Genomic DNA, 21,510 nt, shown 5'->3' with positions numbered 1-21,510 from the left:
CGGTTGAAAGGGAGAGCAGATGCGAAGCGTGAAGAGCTTGAGCAGGTGGTTCACCCTGGGCCTCGTCCTGGCCTCGGTGGGGGGGCTCGCCGCGCCGCCCCAGAAGTCGGAGCCGGGCCGGTTGATGCGGGCCGACAACCCCGTGGCGGGCGAGTACCTGGTGGTGCTGAAGGAGAAGCCCGGGCGAGGTCTCTCGAGCATGGCGGCGAAGGCGGGCGCGCTGGCCAGGAAGTACGGTGCGCGCGTCCTCACCATCCACGAGACCGCCTTCCGTGGCTTCCTCGTCTCCGCCAGCGAGGAGCAGGCCCAGGCGCTCGCCGAGGATCCTCAGGTGGAGCGCGTCCGGGAGAATGGCATCGTCCAGCCCTCGGGCATCCAGAGCCCCGCGGACTGGAACCTGGATCGGATCGACCAGGAGGCCCGCCCGCTGGACAACAGCTACTTCGCCGAGGACGCGACGGGCATCAACGTCTACCTCATCGACTCGGGCATCCGGGCGTCACACCAGGAGTTCGAGGGGCGCGCCCAGGTCGCGTTCAACGCCGTCCTCGGTCAGACCGGGGATGACGTCACCGGGCATGGCACCGCCGTCGCGGGGATCATCGGTGGCAAGACGCATGGCGTCGCCAAGAAGGTCAACCTTCGCATGGTGAAGGCGTTCAACGAGTTCGGGACGACCGTGGATCGCCTGGTGACGGCGCTGGAGTGGGTGGCGAACAACGCCGTCACGCCGGCCATCGTCAACCTGAGCTTCACCACCTCGAGCGAGAACTTGGAGATCGATGCCGCCGTGGATGTCGTCGCGATGAACCCCGGGCTCGTCGTGGTGGTCGCGGCGGGCAACGCGAACATCGACGCCTGCGGCTGTTCGCCGGCCGGCCTCCAGCCGGATGCGGTCCACCCCTTCCGGACGCGCATCATCACGGTGGGCGCCATCGACGAGAGCCATACGCGCTGGGTGGGCATCACCAACGCGTCCAACAAGGGGGGGTGTCTGGACCTCTGGGCTCCGGGCGCGAACCTCCGCTCCGTGAGCTCGACCAGTGACACGGACTCGACCTTCTTCCCGCTCGAGGGGACCTCCTTCGCCGCGCCCCACGTGAGCGGCGCGGCGGCCATCCTGCTGGCCCACGGCGTCGCTCCCGCCGACATCCCCGCGCGACTGATCAACGACGCGAGCGTGGGGCAGGTGGAGCTGGACTTCGGAGACACGAGCTCACCCAACCTGCTGTTGTACAAGCGTCCTCACGCCACGCCCCTCGTCAACGGCGCGAGCGTGAGCGTGTCCGACGACACGGGCGGCCGGCGGAACTTCAAGCTGGACGTCCCCGCGGGCCGCCCCTCCGTGACGTTCTCCATCACCGGGGGCACCGGGGACGCGGACCTCTACATCCGCCACGGCCAGTTCCCGGAGCTGCACGCCTACCAGTGCCGTCCGCTGCGCAAGGGCAACAACGAGACCTGCGTCGTGAACAACCCCGCGGGGGGCACCTGGCTCCTGCAGCTGGGAGCCTTCTCCACCTACACCACCACCTTGAAGGGCCAGTACTGATGAGGACCCAAGCGATGAAGCGATGGAACGTGTCGTGGATGTCGACCCTGGCGCTCGTGATGGCGTGTGGTGTGCCCGCCGGCGAGGACGTGAGCGCGCCGGATGCGCCGCTGGCCACCCAGGAGTCGGCGCTGTGCGTGGGAGTGACCTTCGACTCGCTCGAGGTGGAGGGGGTGAGCTCCTTCGCGGGAGAGCTGGCGGGAGCAGGCTCCTGGGTGGTGGGCAACGGCGCCAACGCGGTGTACCTGGAGTACTTCCTGGACGGCGCGGACCACGGCTTCGATGAGCGCGTAGGCGAGCAGGGGGAGTGGTTCTTCAGCGAGGCCGCAGCCGGACTCGGCTGTGGGGTGCATTCCTTCGTGGTGAAGGCCTCCCCCATGATCATCGACAGCAATGGCAACCGCGCCAAGTGCGGCATCACCCGGGAGGTGCTCCGCAACTTCGTCCAGTTCTGCCCGAGCGTGAGTCCGGGCGTCTACCACACGCTGGAGGTGAAGTCGGGCGGCTCTCTGTGGGCCTGGGGCAACAACCCCTCCGGCCAGCTGGGCAATGGGCAGCGGACCCAGCGCAACGCGCCGACGCGGGTGCGGGGCCTGAACCAGGTCGTCTCCGCTTCGGCCGGTGCCGAGCACTCCGTGGCGGTGACAGAGGACGGGAGCGTGTGGACGTGGGGCTCCAACGCCTACGGACAGCTCGGAGACGGCACCAACACGTTGCGCGCGGTGCCTGTGCAGGTGCCGGGGATGAGCGACGTCGTCGCGGTGGCGGCCGCCGGCTCGCGGACGGTGGCGCTGAAGGCGGATGGGACCGTGTGGACCTGGGGAATCAACTCCTCGGGAGAGCTCGGAGACGGGACCACCACCCACAGCCTGCTCCCCATCCAGGTGCCGAACCTCAGCGGAGTCACCAACATCGCCGCGGGCTTGTGGCACACGTTGGCGGTGAAGAAGGACGGAAGCGCCTGGAGCTGGGGGAACAACGCCTACGGACAGCTCGGGGACGGCACCACCCTCAACAGGTTGAGGCCCGTGCTGGTGGCGGGCCTCACCGGCGTCCGCGCGCTCTCCGGAGGCGTCGTCCACACGGTCGCCCTGAAGTGGGACGGCACGGCATGGGGCTGGGGCTACAACAGCGCGGGTCAGCTGGGCAACGGGACGACCACCAACAGCTCCATCCCGGTGCAGGTGGCGGCGCTCACCCAAGCCGTCGAGATCGACGCGGGCGGCTATCACACCCTGGCCAGGCGGCAGGATGGCACCCTGTATGCCTGGGGCGACAACTTCTACGGCGCGCTGGGCACCGGGAACACCACCAGCAGCTCCGTGCCGGTGCAGGTCCCGCTCTCGGGGGTGCGATGGTTCGGTGCGGGCTACTACTACTCCGTGGCCGAGCGGAAGAAGGTGAACATGGCCCAGGTGCACACGCTGTTTGCGTGGGGCCACAACACCAACGGCGAGCTCGGTGATGGGACCACGACCCAGCGCACCTCCCCCACGGCCGTCGTGGTCAGCGGGATTGTGAAGACCGCTGGCGGCAGCGCGCACTCGGTGGCCCTGGGGGCCGGTGGAGCGGTGTGGACCTGGGGCTACAATGCCTATGGCCAGCTGGGCAACGGGACGACCACCCAGGTCGTCACGCCCACGCAGCTGCCGGGCATGAGCGGCGTCATCGACGTGGCGGCGGGGGTCAACCACACAGTGGCGCTGAGCGCGGACGGCACCGTGGCCGCCTGGGGTTACAACGCCTATGGCCAGCTCGGCAACGGGACGACCGCCAACCAGCTCACACCGCAGTCCGTGCCGGAGCTGGACGGCGTCACCGCCATCTCCGCGGGCTCCACGCACACGGTGGCGCTGAAGGCGGACGGCACCGTCTGGGCCTGGGGCTCCAACCTCTACGGCCAGCTCGGAGACGGGACCTTCACCCATCGCTCCTCGCCGGTGCAGGTGCCGTCCCTCGAGAATGTCGTCTCCATCGCCGCGGGCCACTTCCACACGGTGGCGGTGAAGGGGGATGGCACCCTGTGGGTCTGGGGCTACGGCCCCCAAGGGCAGTTGGGCCTCGGGACGACCACCAACCAGTCCGTGCCGGTGCAGGTCTCCGGACTCGGCCATGCCGTCGCCATCGCCGCGGGCGGCTACCACACGGTGGCGCTGCTGGCGAACGGCCAGGTGTGGACCTGGGGTTACAACTCCTCCGGCCAGCTCGGCGATGCGACCATCATCCAGCGCTACTCGCCAGTGCTGGTCCCCGGCCTCACCAACGTCATCGCGCTCGCCGCGGGGGGGTACACCACGGCGGTGCTGAAGCGGGACGGCACGGTGTGGGCCTTTGGCTACAACCCCAACGGCCAGCTCGGAGATGGGACGACGACCTCGCGCAGCTCACCGACCGCGACGCTCATGAACTCCGTCGTGGACCTCTCCTCGGGCGTCAACCACATGATGGGGCTGCGCAAGGATGCCTGGGTCCGGGCCTGCGGCTACAACTCCGCCGGCCAGCTCGGCGACGGGACGACCACCCAGCGCCCGACGCCGGTGCAGGTGACGAACCTCCCAGGTGACGGGAGCATCGTCGCCCCTGGGGGAGGTGGCGTCGGCATGGGCATTCGCTGAGGCTCCGACAGAGGCGCTCCTGGCTCGCCGCACCGTTGAGCGCGCCAGGAGACGATTCTCGCAAAACTGGGATTTCAGCTTGGAGGATGTTTTCTTGGGTCGCCTCCGGGTGGTAGCGTCCCTCGCTACCAGTGGTTCCGGCCCCGGAAGACAAGAGCCCGTCGTCGACGATGAGCACGACCCCCGATCCGGAGGTCCTGCTGCCCATGCTTCGAAGGAAGCTCGTCATCCTGTCGGGGAGCGACGCGGGCCGCAGCTTCTCGCTCCAGGTCCGGAACTACCGGCTGGGGACGGATCCCGCGTGTGACATCGTCCTGAATGATCGGACCGTCTCCCGGCAGCACTTGTCCCTGGAGGTGAGAGAGGATCGGGTGCTGGCGCGGGACCTGGGGTCTCGCAACGGCTCGTTCTGCGAGCGCATGCGCTTCCGGGAGCTGGAGCTGCGCATGGGCGCCATCGTCAGGCTGGGCGCCACCGAGCTGAAGGTCGTCCCCACGGAGGTGCGCGAGCACATCATCCCGCTCTCGTCGGACACCTGGTTCGGGGGGCTGGTGGGGGGCAGCCGGCGGATGCGCGAGGTCTTCACCCTGCTGCAGCGGCTGGCGGCGGGGGACGCGGACGTCCTCATCCAAGGCGAGACAGGGACGGGCAAGGAGCTGTGCGCGGCGGGCATCCACGCGGCCAGCCCGCGCAGCCGGGGGCCGTTCAGCATCGTGGATGTCGCGGGCATCACCCCCTCGCTGGTGGAGTCCGAGCTCTTCGGCCACGTGAAGGGCGCGTTCACCGGAGCCCACTCGGAGCGGCCTGGGGCCTTCGAGCAGGCGGATGGAGGCACCGTCTTCCTGGACGAGGTGGGGGAGCTGCCGCTGGAGTTCCAGCCGCGCCTGCTGCGAGTGCTGGAGGGGCGCCAGGTGAAGCGGGTGGGCGCCAACGAGTACCGCACCGTGAACGTGCGGGTGGTGGCGGCGACGCACAGGGACTTGGAGGCGGACGTCAAGGCGGGCCGGTTCCGCGAGGACCTGTTCCACCGGCTCGCGGTGCTGCGGGTGACGCTGCCGCCGCTGCGCGAGCGCCCCGAGGACATCCCGCTGTTGGTGGACACGATGCTGGAGCGGCTGGGCCGGCCCCCCAGCGCGCTGTCCGAGCAGACGCGGGCCTTGCTGGAGCAGTACCCGTGGCCCGGCAACGTGCGCGAGCTGCGCAACGTGGTCCAGCGCGTGGTGAACCTGGGAGAGCAGGCGCTGCCGGAGATGTCCGCCTCGGAGCGAGCGCGCTTCACCAGCGTCGAGCTGGAGATGCCGTTCAAGGAGGCCAAGGAGCGCCTCATCGATGGCTTCGAGCGCGACTATCTCAAGAACCTGCTGGAGCGCTGCGGGGGCAACATCTCACGGGCCTCGCGTGAAGCGGGCCTCGCGCGGCTCTATGTGCGCAAGCTGCTCAAGAAGTACGGGCTGCACGCGAGCAAGGATTCGGAGTGACGCTGGGAGCGCGGCTCGAAGGAGACCATGCCCCCGGCGCTGGGGGACACCCAGGCACTCGCGTCAGTGGGGGGCCGCGGCGTAGTGGTCGAGCGTGAACTTCGTGAAGTCCTTTGCGTAGTCCAGCTCGACCGCGTGGCGGGCCACGAGCGCCCCCAGCGTCTCGAAGTCGTCTGCTGAGAACTCGCCCGTGTTGGGGTCCATGAGCTTGAACTCGTGGTCACCGTCGGCATTCTCTCGGACCTGCATTCCAATGACGTGGCCGGGCCCGCTATCGGGATGCATGGAGAGTCTGTAGAAACCAACCCCTTGGTCCGCCATGAACTCGCAGGCGGTCTGGGCCATGTGTGTGGCCTTGTCGAGCCGGGTCTCGCCCTTCATCGGGGTGTTTCGGTTCCCCGGGGTGTGAGGGAGACCGTCACCGAGTTGGCGAGCAACAATCGCATGCTCCCCCTGGTGGAAGGCCGTGACGCCATTGATTTCAGCCTTGGCTGCAGCGAACGCCTGGCGAAGGTTGCTCAGGGTCGCGGTCTCAGCGGGCGTGAGCGTTCCCTGTTCCTCTTTCTTCCTGAGCGGCGTGATGTCGCTCGCGGTCCGCTCCAGGATCGCGAGTTGCTCGGTGGTGACGCGGTCGAAGGTGCTGTTGACGTGCTCGAGGTGAGCATCGAGGTTCTGCTGCATGGGCAACATGTGCTCGATGTTCTGGTCGAGATGTTGTCCGAAGGCCGCCGTGGCGGCTTGGGCCGAGCCGTGCTGGTTTGTGACGCCAATCCACTTCTCGACCATGGGGCCGCAGACCCCGTGGTTGGTCTTGATGATGGGGTGGTTGGATTGATCGACGGGCAGGGTGAGTCGAGCGTCTTGAGAGAGCTCCTGAAGGATGTTGGTGATGCTGTGCTGCGTGGACTGGGAGAGGCCCCACGGTCGCTGGGAGGGGCCAGGCGTCGGCGCGCGAGAGGTGAACCCCAGCGAGCCCCTGCGCGAATTGAGCGCCTGTTGATGTTGAAGCGTGGCGGGCGGGCTGGCGGGTTGCTGCCCATGCGCTGGCGCGTTCGGGTCGAACTGGGAAGGGGGCGGCGAGGTGCCGGTGGAGGTGCTGGGGAGCGTTCCCGGGGATCCTGCGATGGGCGTCGTCGGCCGTGACTCAGAAGTGGCGTTTGAGTGCGTGGTGACGGAGGGGCGGAGCTGGGGCGAGGTACGGGTGATGTGAGTCACGCGATTCTCCAGGAGGCCATGGCGGGCAGGCCCAGAGTATGTGCCAGCGATTGGCGGCTGTCGCGGTGGTCCATCGAGAGGAGACGCGGTGTGAAGTCGACGCCTCTCTCATTGTTGGCCGACGTGACCAGGTCGTGACTCGTGAGATGACCAGGAGGTCCTCTCACTGGGGCTGTTCCACGAGGGCATCCCCTACGGCCACGAGAGAGGAGCCCGACGTCTCGTGGCACGAGCCCATGCACGACCTGCTTCGCGAGGCCGTCGCGCGGGGCGACGGAGAGCACAGCATCTCCGCCCTCGTCGAATTGCTCAGGAAGCCGGCGACGACAGCCTGAGGCCCCCAAGTCCAGACTGACCTGGACGCCGATGCGGCGGCGGGTCGCGACAACACCTCCAGCGCTGACCCTGACGAACCCGAGCGTGCGCCTCTCGAACTCGACCGCGGCTCAGTGAACCAGACGCTGGCCAGTTCCCGCGTGGAGCAGGACCCGCGCCATTGCCGCTGCGACCAGGTTTCCCCCAGGAGCCATGGCCTCGTGGAGCATCCTGTCCCGGTCCGCCGAAGGCGCGGCATCAGCCGCGAGCTCGATCAACAGACGCGAGCGGATATCTGGCTCCTCCGCCTGCGCCAACCCCACCTCGAGCGCCTCCCGCGCCTCGTCCTTCCGGTCGAGCGCCGTGAGCTGCCGGCCCAGTTGCAGTTGAAGCTCGGGCACTCCCGGTGCCTCGACGATGGCCTGGCACGTGAGTCTCAACCGGTCCTCCGCGCCCAGGTTCGGAAGCTCGAGCGTACGCATCACGGCGAAAGCCGAGTACGGAATCCTTCCGGCGGCAATTCCAGCGGCCAGCCAGCGCTCGGCGCGACACCGGTACCAGCCCGGTGCAAGCGCCTCCGCCTCGTCGTACCAAAGCACGGCCTCGCTCGCGCGTTGGAGGTGGAGGAGCGTGACGGCCCCTTCGTAGCGGGGCTCGGGCGAGTAGGAATCGATACGCCGTGCCTCCTGGAAGAGCTCGAGCGCCTCCCCATAGCGGCCCTCCCCGCCCAGCGCACGGCCTCGCTCGACCAGAGCCGTGGTGCGCGCGAGGGTGAGTCGATTGCGGCAGAAGATGAATTGCAGCCGCCCTTCGATGAGCGCGGGCAACTCGTCCAGTTCGAGGGGGACGCCGTCGAGCTCAGCCACCACCCGATTGAGCGGCTCACCGGCCCGGACGATTTCGGCAACCTTCCGGATGTGGCGTGCCCGCGACTCCTGGCCCACCTGCTCCAGCGCCACCGAGAGCGCCATGGCGACGCCCGCGGCATCCACTCCCTGTCCCAGGTAGCGGTGAGCCTCGAAGCTGTTCTCCAGGTAGGCGACGACGCCCTCGTGGTCACTGCCTCTCCGGCACAGGTCGATTGCCTGCCGGAAGAGCGGAAGCGCGGTCTCCGCCCTGCCCTCCTGGAAATGACACGCAGCCATCTGCCCGAGGGTCATGGCCTTCATGGACTCGGCGCTTCCTCCCGACAGGCTCTGGATTCGCTCCGCCTCGGGAGTGAGCAGCGATAGCGCACCTTCGAAGTCCAGCCCACGCATGAGCGCGTTGGCGCGCTCCCGGGTCTCCTGCCAGCGCACGATGGGGTTGTCGGCGGAAGCCCCCATCATCCGCTGGAGCATCTCGGGCCGATTCCGAGTCTGCGCGAGGCACTGAGCGATGCCGATGAGCCCCTGGCCATAGCGCTGGAGGTGTGTCGGCTCCTTGCGGATGCTCTCGGGAACCGTCAACCAGGCAGGGTAGTGCTCGAGGAGCAGGGCTTCGTGCTCGGCACAGAGCCGGATGAGCGCGGCGTCGTTCTGTGATTGCACAGCATCGAAGAGGAGCTCGCGCACAGCCTCGGGCGAGGTGGGTGTCTGCCTGCCCATGCGACCGAAGAGACGATTGAAGAGGCCCATGAAGCAAGGATACGCGAGCGAGACCGTTTCACGACACGCCGATGCACTTCATTCCGTCCCGTGCCGACCCAACCTCGGCCGCTGCGTCTCGAGCGCGTCACGGCCATGTCGAACCGTGCGTCACTGCAAGTGAGAGAGGCGCGCGTTCGGCCTCGGTGGCGGTGGTGTTGAATGGCCTCTCCAGGAGCTGGGGCGTGGCCTCGCGTGCCGCTGGGAGAGCGTGGTGAGCAGGTGGTTGCCGTGCCCAGGGAAGACGGCGGCACGACCCAGGGTGAAGACCTCCAAGCCCAGGCGCACGATGTCCTCGGGTCGGGCCGAGCCGGGTGATTCTGCGGCTCCAGCCCGATGGCACAGTCGAAGACATCGCGGCCGAAACCCGCGTTGTTGACGAGCACGTCCACCGTGAGCCTCCCGAGCCACGACATCGTCATGAAGTCGCCTGGGAGCACCGGGCTCGGCGAGGTCGCACGCGAAGACCGGGGCATTGCCCGACTCGGCCGCGAGGACCTGGAGCTTCGCCTCACCGCGAGCGACCAGGAGGAACGTCGCGCCGCGCCGGGACAGCTCGCGCGCGAAGGCCTCGCCAAAGCCGCTGGGTGCGGCGAATCCATGCGGACCTCTTTTCAGGAACGCAAAGCCGGCTGAGCCTCCTCACACGACAACCATCCTGATGCGCATCGGAAGAACTGAGACCTGAGCGGCGGCCCCTGGTGACAACCCCATGGGAGGTCAGCGCAGCCAGAGGCCGCCCCGGCCTGCCTACTTCGAAAGGCCCCCTCCTGACGAGAGTGGCTCCTGGGGTCTCGCCGGAGTCACCTCCAAGCCCTGGAGCCGGCCCTCGGCGGCGGCGATCTCCCTCTCCATGCGCTTGAGCTGGCGCAGGTAGTTCTTCTCCGTGACGTGCTTGTTCGCCAGTGCCGCGGAATCCGGCTCCCGCGCGACCTGGGACCGGGTGGATGCCGGCGCGGACTTCGGCACTCGCGAGGAGCTCGCGACGGACTGGGTCACACACGCAGCGAACACTCCACCGAGCGTGGCGGAGAGCAGCAACACCCTCGAGATGCTCTTCACGGGGTCCACTCCTTCGAATAGAGAGCTTCGTGACCACCACTCATATAGACAGTCATCCACTTCTCGTGGCGCTGCGTTTCGCGGGCCGCCAATTCCCTCGCGTGCTTCGTGGCGGCGGCGTCCTGCGCATCGGCAGCCACGGCTTCGATCCGCGCCAGGAACGCAAGTCGGCGCGCGTGTCGCCGCAACTCGACGCGGAATGGCGTCCTCGAGAGAGTCTCGATGCCGTCACGCGACCCTGGGATGGACAGCTTCTTCAGGAAGTAGTCGCGATGAGGGTCCGTTGAGCTCTCGGTGGAGTCCTTTCCTTGATAGGAAGAGGGCCGACAGTTCCCCATGATGCAGCGATTGGGATAGAAACACTCCTGGTATCCACACTGGGTGGACCCCGATGACACGCAGACGCCTTCCTCGCAGGTCTGCCCCGTGGGACAAACAACATTGACGCACATTTGAGTCGGGTCGATACAGGCCCCCTGGAAACACGTCTGACTGGCGGTGCAAAGCGACGTGCCTCCGCAGATTTGAGAGGGGTCGACGCATCCTCCCTGGAAACACGTCTGACTGGTGGTGCAGACAGACGTGCCTCCACAGATTTGAGAGGGGTCGACACATTCCCCCTGGAAACACGTCTGGCTGGTGGTGCAGACGTTGTCGCCGCACAACTGATCGCCTTGCTGACACGTCCATCCGTCCGCCGTCATGTAACCGCTCGCACAACAGCCCGCCTTGGTCACCTGATTCGCCGAGCACGAACCGTCACTGCCTTTAGCCCCCATTGACCCATCGATGTTGATGTTCTGTCCCTGGCAGGGGCCCGCCCAGCATCCCAGCCCACCAAACTCATAGGCCTCCAGGACGCCACCATTATAGGTCTGCGTGTATGTCGTCACGTCGCCCACGAGCGGCAAGGACAGATAGCTCGAGAAGTCGTCGACGAACTTCTGTGAGTCCTCCATGTACAAGGGAGTCGTCGAAGGCGTCTGCCCCGTGAACAAGAAATAGAGGGTTCCGACGATGACATTGTCAGCGACCTTGGAGTCCGGATTCCCCTTGAGGCTGGCAATCAAGTTCGCCATGTCATTCAGCGCATCCTCCAAGTCTTCCGCCGAGGCGGCTTCGATCACATCCAGGTCCGTGTCGTAATAGAGCGCGAACTTCGATGTCCCCGTCTGGTCCTCCTTCTCGGCACAGCCGCCCTTGTCCCAGTTGCAGCAGGCATAGTCGCCCGGGGCAATCGAGTCTTTGTATTCCGAGGAGAGCAACGAATAGGGAAGCCGCACCACGCTCACGTACTCGCTGCTCGAGTTCCAGATGCAATACGCGGAGGCGGATGTGGGCATGAACAGCACAAGGCTCAGCAATGCCCCGAAGAGCCAGCTCGTCGTGAAGTGTTCCGGTCGTGGCGGTGTTCCCCGCCGCGAGTCTGTTCGAGAACCGCGATGCATGAAGCCCCCTGGAGTGAGGTGGGAGGGACAAGGCTGCCCGCGACTGGGACGGCGTACTTCCCCTGCGACCGGCCTCATTCAGTTCGCATGCCATCCGAGTGGACAGAGTGGAGATGCCTCGAGCGTCCCTGCGTGGGCGCCCTCTGACGCGTCAATGACACGTCAGGATGCGCCTCCGCTGGCCCGTACCGGGCGAGACTGTTGATGGGGGGAACTGTCGGCCCAGGTGAGGTCCGTGCGTGCGCGAGCGGATGAACGAGTTCGAGCAGACCAAGGACTCCTCTCGTCGCTGCGGAGAGGCCGTACCTCGGTGGTGTGTGAGGCACCGGTCTGGGACTCGACGCAGGAGGCGTGGGCCTGAGCTGCGGCTCGCCCCGCCGTGGCTCGCGGAGAGTCCTCCGGTCCAGGCCACGTCGATACGACAAGGGGCACCTTGGACCTCGTCATCCACGTGGATGCGCCGTCCAACGATGACACCGCAGGAGGTCAGAGGCGAAGATGCGTTTACATTTCAGGGCGATTGGAATCACATCCACGTCCATGTCGCCCCTGCTGCCGGACCCCGATGAAGCGCTGGATGAGCGCAATCCGCTGGTCATCACCGTCGACGACCTGCTCAACGCCGAGGAGTGCCAGGCGCTGGTGGCGCGAATCGAGGAGTCCGGGCCGACGGCGGCGCCCATCACCACCGCCGCTGGCTTCGTGATGCGGCCCGACATCCGGAACAACACCCGGGTGATGTTCGACGACTACGAGCTGGCGGACCTGCTGTTCCAGCGAATCAAGCCCCACGTTCCGCCCCGGCTGGAGCGCGAGTGGGAGCTGTGCGGGACGAACGAGCGGCTGCGCTGCTACCGCTACGAGGCGGGGCAATACTTCGCCCCGCACTTCGACGGAGCCTTCGTGCGGCACCGGGACGAGCGAAGCCTGCTCACCTTCATGGTGTACCTGAACGACGGCATGGACGGAGGCGCGACAAACTTCCTCTATTTGGAGCGCGCCGTGACGCCGCGCAGGGGCGCCGCGCTGCTCTTCAATCACCACCTGTACCACGAGGGGGCGGCAGTCACGGCGGGCCTGAAGTACGCACTGCGCACGGACCTGATGTATCGGCGCATCCGCGAGTGAGGCACGCCCAACTCCGGAGCCGGTGGCTTTCACGTTTCAGCCAAGCACGACCGCCGTGGGCACACAGGTGAGGAGCGAAGCACGGGAAGCCACGCACCTGGTGCACGGAGAGCCACTCGCAACTGAACCACCCAGCCTTCGGACATGCGCATTGACCGAGCTCGAGCTCCGTGTCCTCGGCCGGCAAGGCCCGCCGCGGAAGCAGGCCGTGCTGCCTCAATCCGAGCCTGCACCGTCCTTCGCCCCGCCGGCCGCTGCGTCGACCCGCGTGTCCTGGGCGATCCAGTTCACCTCCCAGGTCTTGCCGCCATCGTCCGAAAAGGCCTGCTCGAAGCGGACTGAATCCGGCGTCACGTTTGAGATGACGAAACGCACCAGGATGGCGCGTCCGTCGAGCCGCTCCTGGGCGTAGAACTCACCGCGCCCGTCCTTGAACTCGCCCACCGTTGGAATGGCGAGGGTGCCATCGCGGCTGTTCGCGAAGTGCAGGCTCCACTGGCGCGTCTGCGGATTGTACAGGCGCAGGTTGAGTCCCTCGAAGCGCCCACCTGCTCCCTCGGCCACGAGCTCCACGAGGTTGCCGCGGCCGTTCCACACCTTGCGCACGACAGTGGTCCCCTTCATCTCCACCCAGGAGTTCGAGCCCGTCAGCGGGCGCAGGCGCCGCTTCAGATGCGTACGCCAGGTGCCGATCTCGAAGTCGAAGTCGTGTTGGCCATCGCGCCTGGCAGGCACGGAGGCCGCACGCTCCTGGGGAAATCCTGGGCGCGGGTACAACACGAGCGCAGGCAAGAAAGCGAAGAGCAGCGGCCGGAGCAGATGGAGGGGCTTCATGCACGCGAAGCTAGAGGCGTGAGCGCCGCCCCGCTGTCAGAAACCTGCGCGCCCCCCGCCGCAGCTCGGCACGCAGGCGCGCAGGGCTGAGGCCCAGCACCTGTCGCACGCTCTGCGAGAGGTGGCTGTGGTGCGAGAAGCCCAGTTCCAGCGCGAGCCGTGCAAGGTCCCGCTCGCCCTCGCCGAGCCGACCCAGCGCCGTGAACACCCGAAGCTGGCGACGGTAGGCGCGCAGGGACAGCCCCGTCTCCGCATGGAAGAGGCGCATGAGGTGGAAGGGCGAGCAGCGAGCCTCCCGCGCCACGGTGTCGAGAGAGAGGTTCGCCGAAAGCTGGGCCGCGAGCAGCGCGCGCACGCGGCCGACGGTGCGGCGACGTGCGCCCCGGTCTCCGCGCACAGGGGCCCCCGCGCACTGCCTGTCCGAAGCAGCCACTTCGAGAAGTGCGAACACACTCTCCTCACGCGAGAGCTGGTCTCCGACCGGGTCGCGCAGCGCGGCACACACGCGCGCATGGCGCAGATGCACCGCGGCGCTCAGCCCCAGCTCCGGATGGTCCGGGCCACGCCGGCCCCACAGCTCGTCGAAGAGCTCCGGTGCGAGCTTGATGACCGTCGCATCGTCTCCCTCCGCGCCCGGATGGCCGACCCGATAGTCCACGCGAGGATGGCAGGGGTCGGCGACGAAGCGCCGCAGCCCCCGGTGGTAGCTGAAGCAGCCGCGGCGCAGCAGCACCAGGTGTCCCGGGTCGCCGCCCCGCTCCTCCGCGGGCCCCGCGCGCGGATGCTGGCAGCGCGAGTCGAGCACGCGGAATTGCTCGGACTCGAGGAGGGTCAGGAGCTGGGCCATGGGACTCCACCATCCTCCCGCGCGAGGAACGTGGGAAGCATGCAGGCAAGCCTACACCCCGCGCCCCATCGACATCGCTTGATATTGCCAGCTCGAAAGTGAACGCGGTCGCGCCCGTGTTCATTTTCGCCGTTCACATGACCAAGCCAGCCAGACCGGGTCACGCTCCCCATGGGGCGCCACCATGCAGGGAGGCACACGCCTGGCGCAGTCAGCCCCGAAGTTTCGCGAGCTCAGGGCGCCTGGCAACCCAACCAGGGAGCGTGAACCCCGTCCGGGCTTGAGGTCACATGGAGAGCGGTACCCTACCCTTCCCACGGACCTGGAACGGCCAGACCTGGCAGGAGTTACATCTGGAATGCGGCAGGACCGAGCCTCGGTCTGCCCGAGCTGCGCGCCCACTTCCACGCTGCTCCCCTTTGCGATGCTCGCGGTAGAGCACAGGGACTTGCTGGCCGACCAAGGGGTGCCATCGGTAGTGCACCTGCGCAACTTCCGCGATGCGTGCGGCAGAATGAACAGGGCGCGGCCCTGGGCCGGAAGAACTTCCTCTTCGTCGGCCACGAAGCCGCGGGAGAGAATCTCGCGGGTCTCTACGCACTGGTGGCTACCTGCGAGGCCAACCAGGTCAATCCCGAGACGTACCTGGCCGACGTCCTGCTCCGCGTCCAGACGCATCCCAACTCGCGCATCGCGGAGCTGCTGCCTTACGAGTGGAAGTGGCGGCAGAGCACGGGTCCGCCCGAGTCACACCCTCAGCCCAGTCCCTGAACACCCATCGGGTCGCGGCGCCCGCCGAGCACGGCCCCGTCCGTCTTCAATCGCTCACGCCACGTCACCGACCGGACGGTTACCCAAAGAGAGAGCGCGCGTCGGTGCGCACCTCCTCGTGCGAGGGCACGGCAAACTCGGTTCTGAGTGACTCAGAATCGGCCCGACATCCCCAGCATGGCCCCACCCTCAGGGAGCAGCGTGAAGGACATCCGAGGCACTTCGCGAGGTGCGCTTCCGGAGCTCCAGGCTTCGAGGACATGCTCGGCAGGTGACTGTTGCAGGAAGGCGTCCAGGAGGAAGCTCGTCCCAGCGATCATGAAGGCCGGCCCTGCCAGCCGATTGAGGGCGCGACCATAGTTCTCCGGCAACGGGGGCTTCACGTCCTCCATCCACACCGTGAGGGCAGCACCTGTGGCGAGTACGAAGGCGCCCGTCAACTTGAGAGCAAACCTGTTGCGCTCCTCGGTCGCCGCGATGCTCCGGAGGCGCTCTTCGGTGCGCGCAACCACCAAGGCGTGGTCCTCCTGAGTCAAGAGCGCCCGCCGATACTCCGCTTCCATCTCCTCCCCCTCCGTGCTGCTCAGCAGCGACCATGTCCCGGCCCCAAGGAGGAGCGCGCTTGCCCCCAGATAGCTCCAGGTCGCGGCCTTGTACCCGTCCGCCCGCAGGTTGAGCCCTCCCGCCAGAGCCATTGCCGCGCCACCCGTGAGCCGGAGCGCACCTTCGACGTGTCTGCTCTGGCGCTGCTGTCGTCCCAGTTGCCCCAGCAGCAACCCCATGCGGTCACCGTCCTCGCGCGAGATGCCGTACACGGCAGTGGGGGTCGCCGCTTGTGCACTGCGGAAGTCAGAAAGCGCCCGCGGGCCAAACGGCTGAGCGAAGAGCATGCGCAGGGGGTCCGTGATTCCCCGCGCCTCCAGCATGCGCTCGACGGAGACGAGTGAGGAGAGGGTCCCCTGTTCCGCAGGCAACCCGAAGCGCTCGGAGCTCCCATCCGCGAGCACCCGCTCGACGCTCCCACCGCGAATGGCCTGGGGCAGGCGCAAGTGGACACGATGGCCCGCCTCGCTGTGGCTGTCTATCCAGCGCAGCCCCTCCGCATCCCGCACAACGAGCCGGACGGGCTCTGTCTCGCCCACATCGAGCACCGCGCCGTTCGCGACCCCGGACTCCATCAGATGGACCTGGTTGTCGCCCGAGGGACCTCGGGCAAACACATGCGGGCGGAAGGCGGGGTTCTTCACTTCGTGGCTGGCGGTCTCCACGAAGGCAGCCAGCTCTTCGTAGGAGACCGCCCCATCCCCGTCCCCGTCCGCCGCGCCGAGCAACCCCGAGCGGACCGCATGACTGAAGATTCCGGACTGGAGCTCCGACCACTCATACACCTCCGCCTCCGCGCTCGTGGAGAGCAGCACCCCGACATTCGGGAGCCTGCGCCCCAGGGCCTCCGCGGAATCCACGGGCGTGGCGTAGCGCCGGCCGCCGGGCTTGCGCGGGTTGAGCATGAAGAACGAGTTGCAACTGTCGAGGACCACGTGGGCCCGTTGAACCGGAACCTTGGACAGCGCCTCCTCGAGCGCGTCGGACGTGAAGGCGCCATCGGCAAGCTCGAGGAATCCCTTTCCTTGCTCGACATCCCCATGACCGGCGAAGAGGAAATACAGCTCACTCTCCCGTCCCTGGCGCGTGTTCTCCCGGACGCGCCGCGAGATATCCTCGAAGGCCTCCTGAAGCCGTGCGAGAGTGGGTGGCTCCGCCCGCTGCCGCACCTCCGGAAACAGCCGCGCGGTGTCCTTGTCGAGCTCCGTGAGCACGCGCACATATGCCCCCGGGGCGAGCACCCGAAAGACGGTGTCGTACTTGGCGGCGTCATCGTCCGCGAACTGGAGCCGGGGGCGTCCGAGGGTGGCACTCGTGTTGTTGCCGACAATCAAGACGAAGCGCTCGCGCGTTTCGGCCAGACAGAGCATGGGGAGGAGGAGCAACGTGTACGTGAGCGACTTCATGGCCGTGGAGAGATTCATGGCGCCTTCTCGAGCATCAACGTCCAGTGGGTGAGTGCGGCCTCCGGCCAACGCGCGCGGAGGAGGGGTTCCAGGTTCGGGCTCTTCTCGAGCGCCTCCACGTCGAGGACGCGGAGGGGCTCGGACGTCACCAGCGCAAAGACTTGCAAGGGGCCCAACGCGGGCTGGTCGAGCAGCACCGCCTCCGGCATGGGGGTGTCGCGTACCGAGGGCGGAAGCTCGACCGAGCGAGGGTCCTCCCCCGGCGTGAGGTACGCGGGGTAGAGCCAGTGAAGCTCGCCGGCTGCGTCCCTGGCGAAGAGGAGGAGAAAAGCGGGCGTCTCGCCCAGGTTGCGGAAGCGCGCGAAGAGCGGGGTCGACGGCGAGAGGACCGCTCCGGGACGAAGCAGCACGGGTGGGCTGCCGGCGGAGAGCAGATCCACGCCAACATACCGTTGGAGTGGCGCGACGAATGGCCCGCCACGCGCGGCGAACTCCGGCCGGAGGGGGGAGAACGCTTGCACCACATATCCACACAAGACGCCTGTCACCGCCAGGCATGCCGTGGCGAGTCCCGCGCGCCAGCCTGGTGCCCACCAGGCCCCGGGGTGGCGGAGAGGCTTGTCCTTGAGACGGGCCATGAGGGCTTGGACATCGCGCTCATCCACGGGGGGCGGTGGCGCGCTCAGCCGGGCCACCAACTGCTTCTGTGCGTTCATCTCTTGGCGGCAGGACGCGCAGCCGGACAGGTGGCCTTCGAGCCACCGGGAACGATGGAGGGTGCTCTCGCCATCCAGCCATTCCAGCAGCTCCATGGGGTCGGGACAGGGGGCGCTCATTCGCCATCCTCCTGGGTGTGCGCGCGCAGTTGGCGGATGCCGAGAAACACGCGCGAGCGGACGGTGCTGACAGGCACATCGAGGATCCGAGCAATCTCGGGGTAGTCGAGCCCCTGGCTGAATCGCAGCAGCACGGCCTCCTTCAGCTTGGGAGACAGCTCATGCAGGGCCACGAGGGTGCGGCGGCGGCGCTCGACGTCGAGGAGGGTGTCGAGGGGGGAGTCGGCAGTGACGCCCTCCTCCTGTGTGAGGTGCCGCTTGCGGCGCACGCGGTCGCGATACTGATTGCGACAGAGGTTGCGCACCACCGTGTAGAGATAGACGGAGAAGGGACGCGCTGGCCGGAACTCCCGGCGCGCATGCCAGACCTTGAGGAGGGCCTCTTGCGCGGTCTCCGCCCCCGCGGCGGCGTCGCCCAGGTAGCGGGTCGCGAACTGCTGAACCTGCGCCAGGTGCCGCCGGACGAGAGCCGCGAAGGCGTCCTCTGCCCCCGCGCTGGCCAGGAGCATCAGCTCCGCGTCAGTGCGCTCCTCGACCGGCCTGTCTGGAGGCGGCACGACGAACATTCTTGGATTTCGCTCGGACATCGGCAGGAGAACACCGTAGAGCGAAGTCCGTTGAGTCCCTAACCGCGGATTTCTCCAAGAAGAAGAGGGGCCGCGCCACCGGAGCGCAGCAAGGGGCTGGGTGGGAGCAGACTCTGCCACCCCGAAGCCCGGGCACTGAGGGTCGTGTCCCTCTCAGTGTGTAGCCGGTGAACAGGGACGAGCGGGAAAGTGGGAGGCTCCTCGGTGAAACCAACCGAGACGGTCTTCCCCTGGCAGGGGAGCCGAAGAGGTGCGCACCGAGGTGCGCGCTCTCTTCCTGGGAGCCATCCGCATGGCGCTGGAGATGCTGCTGGAAGAGGAGGTTCGAAGCCTGGTTGGGGCCTTCGCACCCAGCCCCTCCCCTCCCTCTACCTGGATGAAGTTACCGGCATCGGGATGACCATCGATCCCACGACATGGCCCTGCTGACCTCAACCCCAGACACCGCCGAATGATGCAGCCAAAGAGCCTTCCTCCCCCGTCCCCCCTCCGAACCAACTACACACGATTCGGGACTTGACCCAGATCGACACGCGCGACCTTCTTCGGCGGGAGGTACTCACAGCCGGCCACCGCCGCGAGCGCGACTCCCGGCGGCGGGCCGAGGCCCGAGGGACCACGAAGCGCGGCAAGTAGATCGTTCAGTGACATCGAAGCGAGAGTGTGTGCGTGCTGGCTGTGGTGGGGGTCAAGTCCCAAGGCGAACGCATCATGCGTCACTGAAACCAAAGGAGTTTGCGTGCGAGGGGTCGGTGGCGGAGGGTGAGACACCATGCTCGCCCAGCCCCCCAAGTCAGCCCAGTGGAGTATGCGCAAGCAGCCTCACAGCGGAAGGTGGCTGCACAAACCACCTGTCCACCGACTCGGGGCAATCTCAGGCTCGGCTTGGCAATGTCGGAAGTGGACAGAAGGACCAGGAGGGTCATGAAGCCTCCTGGCGCGTCGAATTGGAGTACGGCCGTCACGCCCTCGTGAGTTCGTAACGGCCGCGAAAGCTGTTCGCACTACTGCACCTGCTGCGGCTCCTGCGCGCAGAGGATCTTCGAGGTGAGAAAGTAGCTGGACGTCTCGCCCCAGTTGATGTCGATGGGCCGATACTGGCAGCCCCACTCACGGATGCCCACCAGCACCGTCATGGAGCGGTCGGCGTAGTAGTGCTCACGCGTCCCATACAGGCGGCCACCGATGGGGCCCTGCTGGGTCGTGTCATCCACAGCCGGCGTGGGAGGAGTCTGGGTTTCGCTCTCCTCCATTCCAGCGCCACAGCCCGCCATCTGGAGGGAAAAGACTGCCAGGGAAGAAATCATCAGACGCTTCATCGGGGAACTCTCCTGTTTTACGTGGTTCCCTATATTATCCAGGAGGCATCAGTGAAAGCCACGGCCCCGCCCGGAGCTGGAAACGGGACGGCCGACGGAGCGGTCACGTGAGCGCGACGCTTGCCGGCCGTCAGTGCAGGGGGAGTTGGACCGGGCTGCGTCGAGTTCTTGGTCCTGGTCGGAGGGACGAGGCTTGCTGGTGCGGCGGACAAGCCATCTCTCATGCACGAGATTGTCTACGATGGCGGATGGATGCGACCTTCAAGAGCTATTCGCCAGGCGACCTTGATTTCCTCCAGCTTGCTCCTCTCGTCCACTTCTGCGGCCCAGCGTGGCCCAAGGCTCCCCGGCCGCTGGTTTTCGGCACCTCGAGCGCCGCTGCGCAGCCCTCCAATCCCGCGCGTCTCCAAGACCCGCGCTTTTTGAAGGGCGTCTCCATACATCAAGGCAACCATGGGCAGCGCGTCAAGACGAGCAAGGTGCTTCGGCCGAGGCACCGACTTCCCTCACAGAAGGGGCTGTCGCCCACCACTGGAATGCGGGCCATAGGAGCAAGCTCGCAAAAATCGCGTCATGTCCATGTCAGGGACGAAATTCAACCACCGTAGGTCTCCAGGGAAAGGAGCGGCGACCATGACGACGTTGACGGCGCAGACGAACCCGATGAAGCGTAGCTATCGCAATTATCTCTGGACCCAGCTCGACGCCGCCTCCAGCTCCCTCATGAGCTTTGGCTCGAACTGCATCGTGGGATTTGACCGGATTGGCGGTCATCCGCCCGTACCCTGCTGACGCTCGCGCTCCGACATCGGTGCGCCAAGCCACGCAGAGGCCGGGCTCCCATCCAAGGGACCCGGCCTTTCGGCTTTCTGGGCCCCTCTCCTCCGGGGACGTAGCGCGTTAGGGAAGACGCACGGGCCTGTAGAGCCCGAGCCCGACAGGGCCCGCTGGGTTCAACTCCCAGCGTCCCCATGCAGCACGAGCGGGGTCCACTCCGCTCCGCCTCACACACCTCACGGGGTATCGCTCAAGGGCAGGGCACTCGTCTGATACGCGAGAAATCTCGGTTCGAGTCCGAGTACCCCGACTGTCACAGGCTCACTGACAACTGAATCGTCGTGGTGAATTCATGCCGTCCGCTCTCAGTGGGGACGGCAGACAACACGCCTCCGTAGCTCATTGGAAGAGCATCCGCCTCTTAAGCGGACGGCGAGGGTTCGAATCCCTCCGGAGGTATCTCGAGCAGCAGCGCGGGCGTCGTCCAGCGGCAGGATGCTGGTTTCCCAGACCAGCGACACGGGTTCGAATCCCGTCACCCGCTTCCTCTCTCTCCTACCGGAGTCGTCTAATCAGCAGGATGGCGGACTCTGACTCCGCAGGCGCAGGTGCAAAGCCTGCCTCCGGTTCTTTCCTTCTCACGCAGCACATTCTCCGGTAGCTCAATAGCAGAGCAAGCGGCTGTTAACCGCGAGGTTGAGGGTGCAAGTCCCTCCTGGAGAGCTGATTGAAGGTTCAAGCAACTTGGCTGAGCCTTCAGAGTTAACACGGGCCTCGCGATGAAAATCGCGGGGCCTTCGTGCTTAAGTCCCTGAATCTCAAGAGATTTTTCCTCGCAGCGATGTAGAGAGCACTCTCTGCTCTCCGCCGCTCAGAGCGAGACACCCGCCCGTCTCCGCCCTCCAATTGCCTGTCGAAAGCTCTCTTCTTTCCAATCTGGGGAGAGAGTGGCCGAGAGCGGTTAACAAGTCTTGTTGAACGCCGGGGCAGGCCAGTCTGACAGTTCGGGGATTTCGATGTCGTACCTTCCAGGGTTACGCCTCTTCCCTTTTTCAGAATGCCCAAACGAGCGACTTGTTAACCGAGAGAGTG

General features: G+C 66.7%; 16 protein-coding genes, 6 tRNA genes and 2 pseudogenes. 14 read left to right on the top strand and 10 right to left on the bottom strand.

The annotated features are described in order from the left end of the window. Positions 1-19 precede the first annotated feature (19 nt). From MYSTI_RS07740 to MYSTI_RS07730, 3 genes are all read left to right on the top strand, one after another. Positions 20-1,552, top strand: coding sequence for a S8 family serine peptidase (locus tag MYSTI_RS07740; protein ID WP_015347160.1), 1,533 nt, complete (start codon positions 20-22; stop codon positions 1,550-1,552). A gap of 14 nt (positions 1,553-1,566) precedes the next feature. Then, positions 1,567-4,167 (top strand): RCC1-like domain-containing protein, encoded by a 2,601-nt coding sequence (locus tag MYSTI_RS07735; RefSeq protein WP_015347159.1) that lies wholly within the window; start codon positions 1,567-1,569, stop codon positions 4,165-4,167. A gap of 170 nt (positions 4,168-4,337) precedes the next feature. After that, the gene (locus MYSTI_RS07730) at positions 4,338-5,645 is read left to right on the top strand and encodes a sigma 54-interacting transcriptional regulator (protein WP_015347158.1); all 1,308 of its coding nucleotides are present in this window, start codon (positions 4,338-4,340) and stop codon (positions 5,643-5,645) included. A 63-nt stretch (positions 5,646-5,708) separates the two neighbouring features. On the opposite strand, the gene MYSTI_RS42925 is transcribed toward MYSTI_RS07730, so the two are convergent. After that, complete coding sequence (locus MYSTI_RS42925; protein WP_015347157.1) at positions 5,709-6,860, bottom strand: hypothetical protein; 1,152 nt, start codon at positions 6,858-6,860, stop codon at positions 5,709-5,711. Between the two features lie 446 nt (positions 6,861-7,306). Then, a complete protein-coding gene (locus MYSTI_RS07715; RefSeq protein ID WP_015347155.1) occupies positions 7,307-8,791 on the bottom strand; it encodes a tetratricopeptide repeat protein in 1,485 nt (494 codons plus the stop codon). A gap of 402 nt (positions 8,792-9,193) precedes the next feature. Here MYSTI_RS07715 and MYSTI_RS07710 point away from each other — a divergent pair, with 402 nt between their 5' ends. Continuing rightward, a complete protein-coding gene (locus MYSTI_RS07710; RefSeq protein WP_144370015.1) occupies positions 9,194-9,436 on the top strand; it encodes a hypothetical protein in 243 nt (80 codons plus the stop codon). 114 nt (positions 9,437-9,550) lie between these two features. Here the strand turns inward: MYSTI_RS07710 and MYSTI_RS07705 are convergent, their stop codons facing one another. Together MYSTI_RS07705 and MYSTI_RS07700 are read right to left on the bottom strand one after the other, a co-directional pair. Further along, the gene (locus MYSTI_RS07705; protein WP_015347154.1) at positions 9,551-9,862 is read right to left on the bottom strand and encodes a hypothetical protein; all 312 of its coding nucleotides are present in this window, start codon (positions 9,860-9,862) and stop codon (positions 9,551-9,553) included. Continuing rightward, positions 9,859-11,310, bottom strand: coding sequence for a hypothetical protein (locus MYSTI_RS07700; RefSeq protein ID WP_015347153.1), 1,452 nt, complete (start codon positions 11,308-11,310; stop codon positions 9,859-9,861). Before MYSTI_RS07700 ends, MYSTI_RS07705 begins: the two co-directional genes overlap by 4 nt. A 540-nt stretch (positions 11,311-11,850) precedes the next feature. Here MYSTI_RS07700 and MYSTI_RS07695 point away from each other — a divergent pair. Then, complete coding sequence (locus MYSTI_RS07695) at positions 11,851-12,438, top strand: prolyl hydroxylase family protein (protein WP_044279293.1); 588 nt, start codon at positions 11,851-11,853, stop codon at positions 12,436-12,438. 216 nt (positions 12,439-12,654) lie between these two features. On the opposite strand, the gene MYSTI_RS07690 is transcribed toward MYSTI_RS07695, so the two are convergent. Both MYSTI_RS07690 and MYSTI_RS40510 read right to left on the bottom strand, forming a co-directional pair. Then, positions 12,655-13,272 carry a hypothetical protein gene (locus MYSTI_RS07690; RefSeq protein ID WP_015347151.1) on the bottom strand — a complete coding sequence of 206 codons (618 nt, stop codon included), beginning with the start codon at positions 13,270-13,272 and terminating at the stop codon, positions 12,655-12,657. A gap of 10 nt (positions 13,273-13,282) precedes the next feature. Beyond that, positions 13,283-14,119, bottom strand: a complete 837-nt coding sequence (locus MYSTI_RS40510; protein ID WP_015347150.1) for a helix-turn-helix transcriptional regulator — start codon at positions 14,117-14,119, stop codon at positions 13,283-13,285. Between the two features lie 525 nt (positions 14,120-14,644). Here MYSTI_RS40510 and MYSTI_RS42915 point away from each other — a divergent pair. Next, positions 14,645-14,890: pseudogene (locus MYSTI_RS42915) on the top strand (transposase domain-containing protein); the annotation flags it as partial. A gap of 152 nt (positions 14,891-15,042) precedes the next feature. Here the strand turns inward: MYSTI_RS42915 and MYSTI_RS07675 are convergent. Genes MYSTI_RS07675 through MYSTI_RS07665 form a run of 3 tightly spaced genes read right to left on the bottom strand, consistent with a single transcriptional unit; the run spans position 15,043 to position 18,301 of the window. After that, on the bottom strand, positions 15,043-16,917 hold the full coding sequence (locus tag MYSTI_RS07675; RefSeq protein WP_015347148.1) for a caspase family protein: 1,875 nt from the start codon (positions 16,915-16,917) through the stop codon (positions 15,043-15,045). Further along, positions 16,914-17,735, bottom strand: a complete 822-nt coding sequence (locus tag MYSTI_RS07670; RefSeq protein WP_015347147.1) for an anti-sigma factor family protein — start codon at positions 17,733-17,735, stop codon at positions 16,914-16,916. The genes MYSTI_RS07675 and MYSTI_RS07670 overlap by 4 nt, the downstream gene beginning before the upstream one ends. Next, the gene (locus tag MYSTI_RS07665) at positions 17,732-18,301 is read right to left on the bottom strand and encodes an RNA polymerase sigma factor (protein ID WP_015347146.1); all 570 of its coding nucleotides are present in this window, start codon (positions 18,299-18,301) and stop codon (positions 17,732-17,734) included. The genes MYSTI_RS07670 and MYSTI_RS07665 overlap by 4 nt, the downstream gene beginning before the upstream one ends. A gap of 271 nt (positions 18,302-18,572) precedes the next feature. Between MYSTI_RS07665 and MYSTI_RS45835 the strand changes: the two are divergent. After that, positions 18,573-18,665: pseudogene (locus tag MYSTI_RS45835) on the top strand (transposase); the annotation flags it as partial. Between the two features lie 661 nt (positions 18,666-19,326). On the opposite strand, the gene MYSTI_RS07660 reads toward MYSTI_RS45835, so the two are convergent. Then, positions 19,327-19,641, bottom strand: coding sequence for a hypothetical protein (locus MYSTI_RS07660; protein ID WP_015347144.1), 315 nt, complete (start codon positions 19,639-19,641; stop codon positions 19,327-19,329). Positions 19,642-20,274: 633 nt separating this feature from the next. On the opposite strand from MYSTI_RS07660, the gene MYSTI_RS43670 reads away from it, so the two are divergent. The 7 genes from MYSTI_RS43670 (at position 20,275) to MYSTI_RS07635 (ending at position 21,141) form a co-directional block, all read left to right on the top strand. Next, positions 20,275-20,433 carry a hypothetical protein gene (locus MYSTI_RS43670; RefSeq protein ID WP_015347143.1) on the top strand — a complete coding sequence of 53 codons (159 nt, stop codon included), beginning with the start codon at positions 20,275-20,277 and terminating at the stop codon, positions 20,431-20,433. Between the two features lie 94 nt (positions 20,434-20,527). Next, positions 20,528-20,613 (top strand) — tRNA-Tyr (locus tag MYSTI_RS07655). Positions 20,614-20,657: 44 nt separating this feature from the next. Further along, positions 20,658-20,728, top strand: a tRNA-Ile gene (locus MYSTI_RS07650). A gap of 78 nt (positions 20,729-20,806) precedes the next feature. Continuing rightward, positions 20,807-20,877: transfer RNA gene (locus MYSTI_RS07645), tRNA-Lys, on the top strand. Between the two features lie 14 nt (positions 20,878-20,891). Continuing rightward, positions 20,892-20,962 (top strand) — tRNA-Gly (locus MYSTI_RS07640). A gap of 13 nt (positions 20,963-20,975) precedes the next feature. After that, positions 20,976-21,047 (top strand) — tRNA-Gln (locus MYSTI_RS43565). A 22-nt stretch (positions 21,048-21,069) separates the two neighbouring features. Then, positions 21,070-21,141 (top strand) — tRNA-Asn (locus tag MYSTI_RS07635). Positions 21,142-21,510 lie beyond the last annotated feature (369 nt).

It is taken from the genome of Myxococcus stipitatus DSM 14675, assembly GCF_000331735.1.
In the GTDB taxonomy this organism is placed as follows: Bacteria; Myxococcota; Myxococcia; order Myxococcales; family Myxococcaceae; genus Myxococcus; species Myxococcus stipitatus.
This window is presented reverse-complemented; position numbering and strand designations above follow the sequence as displayed.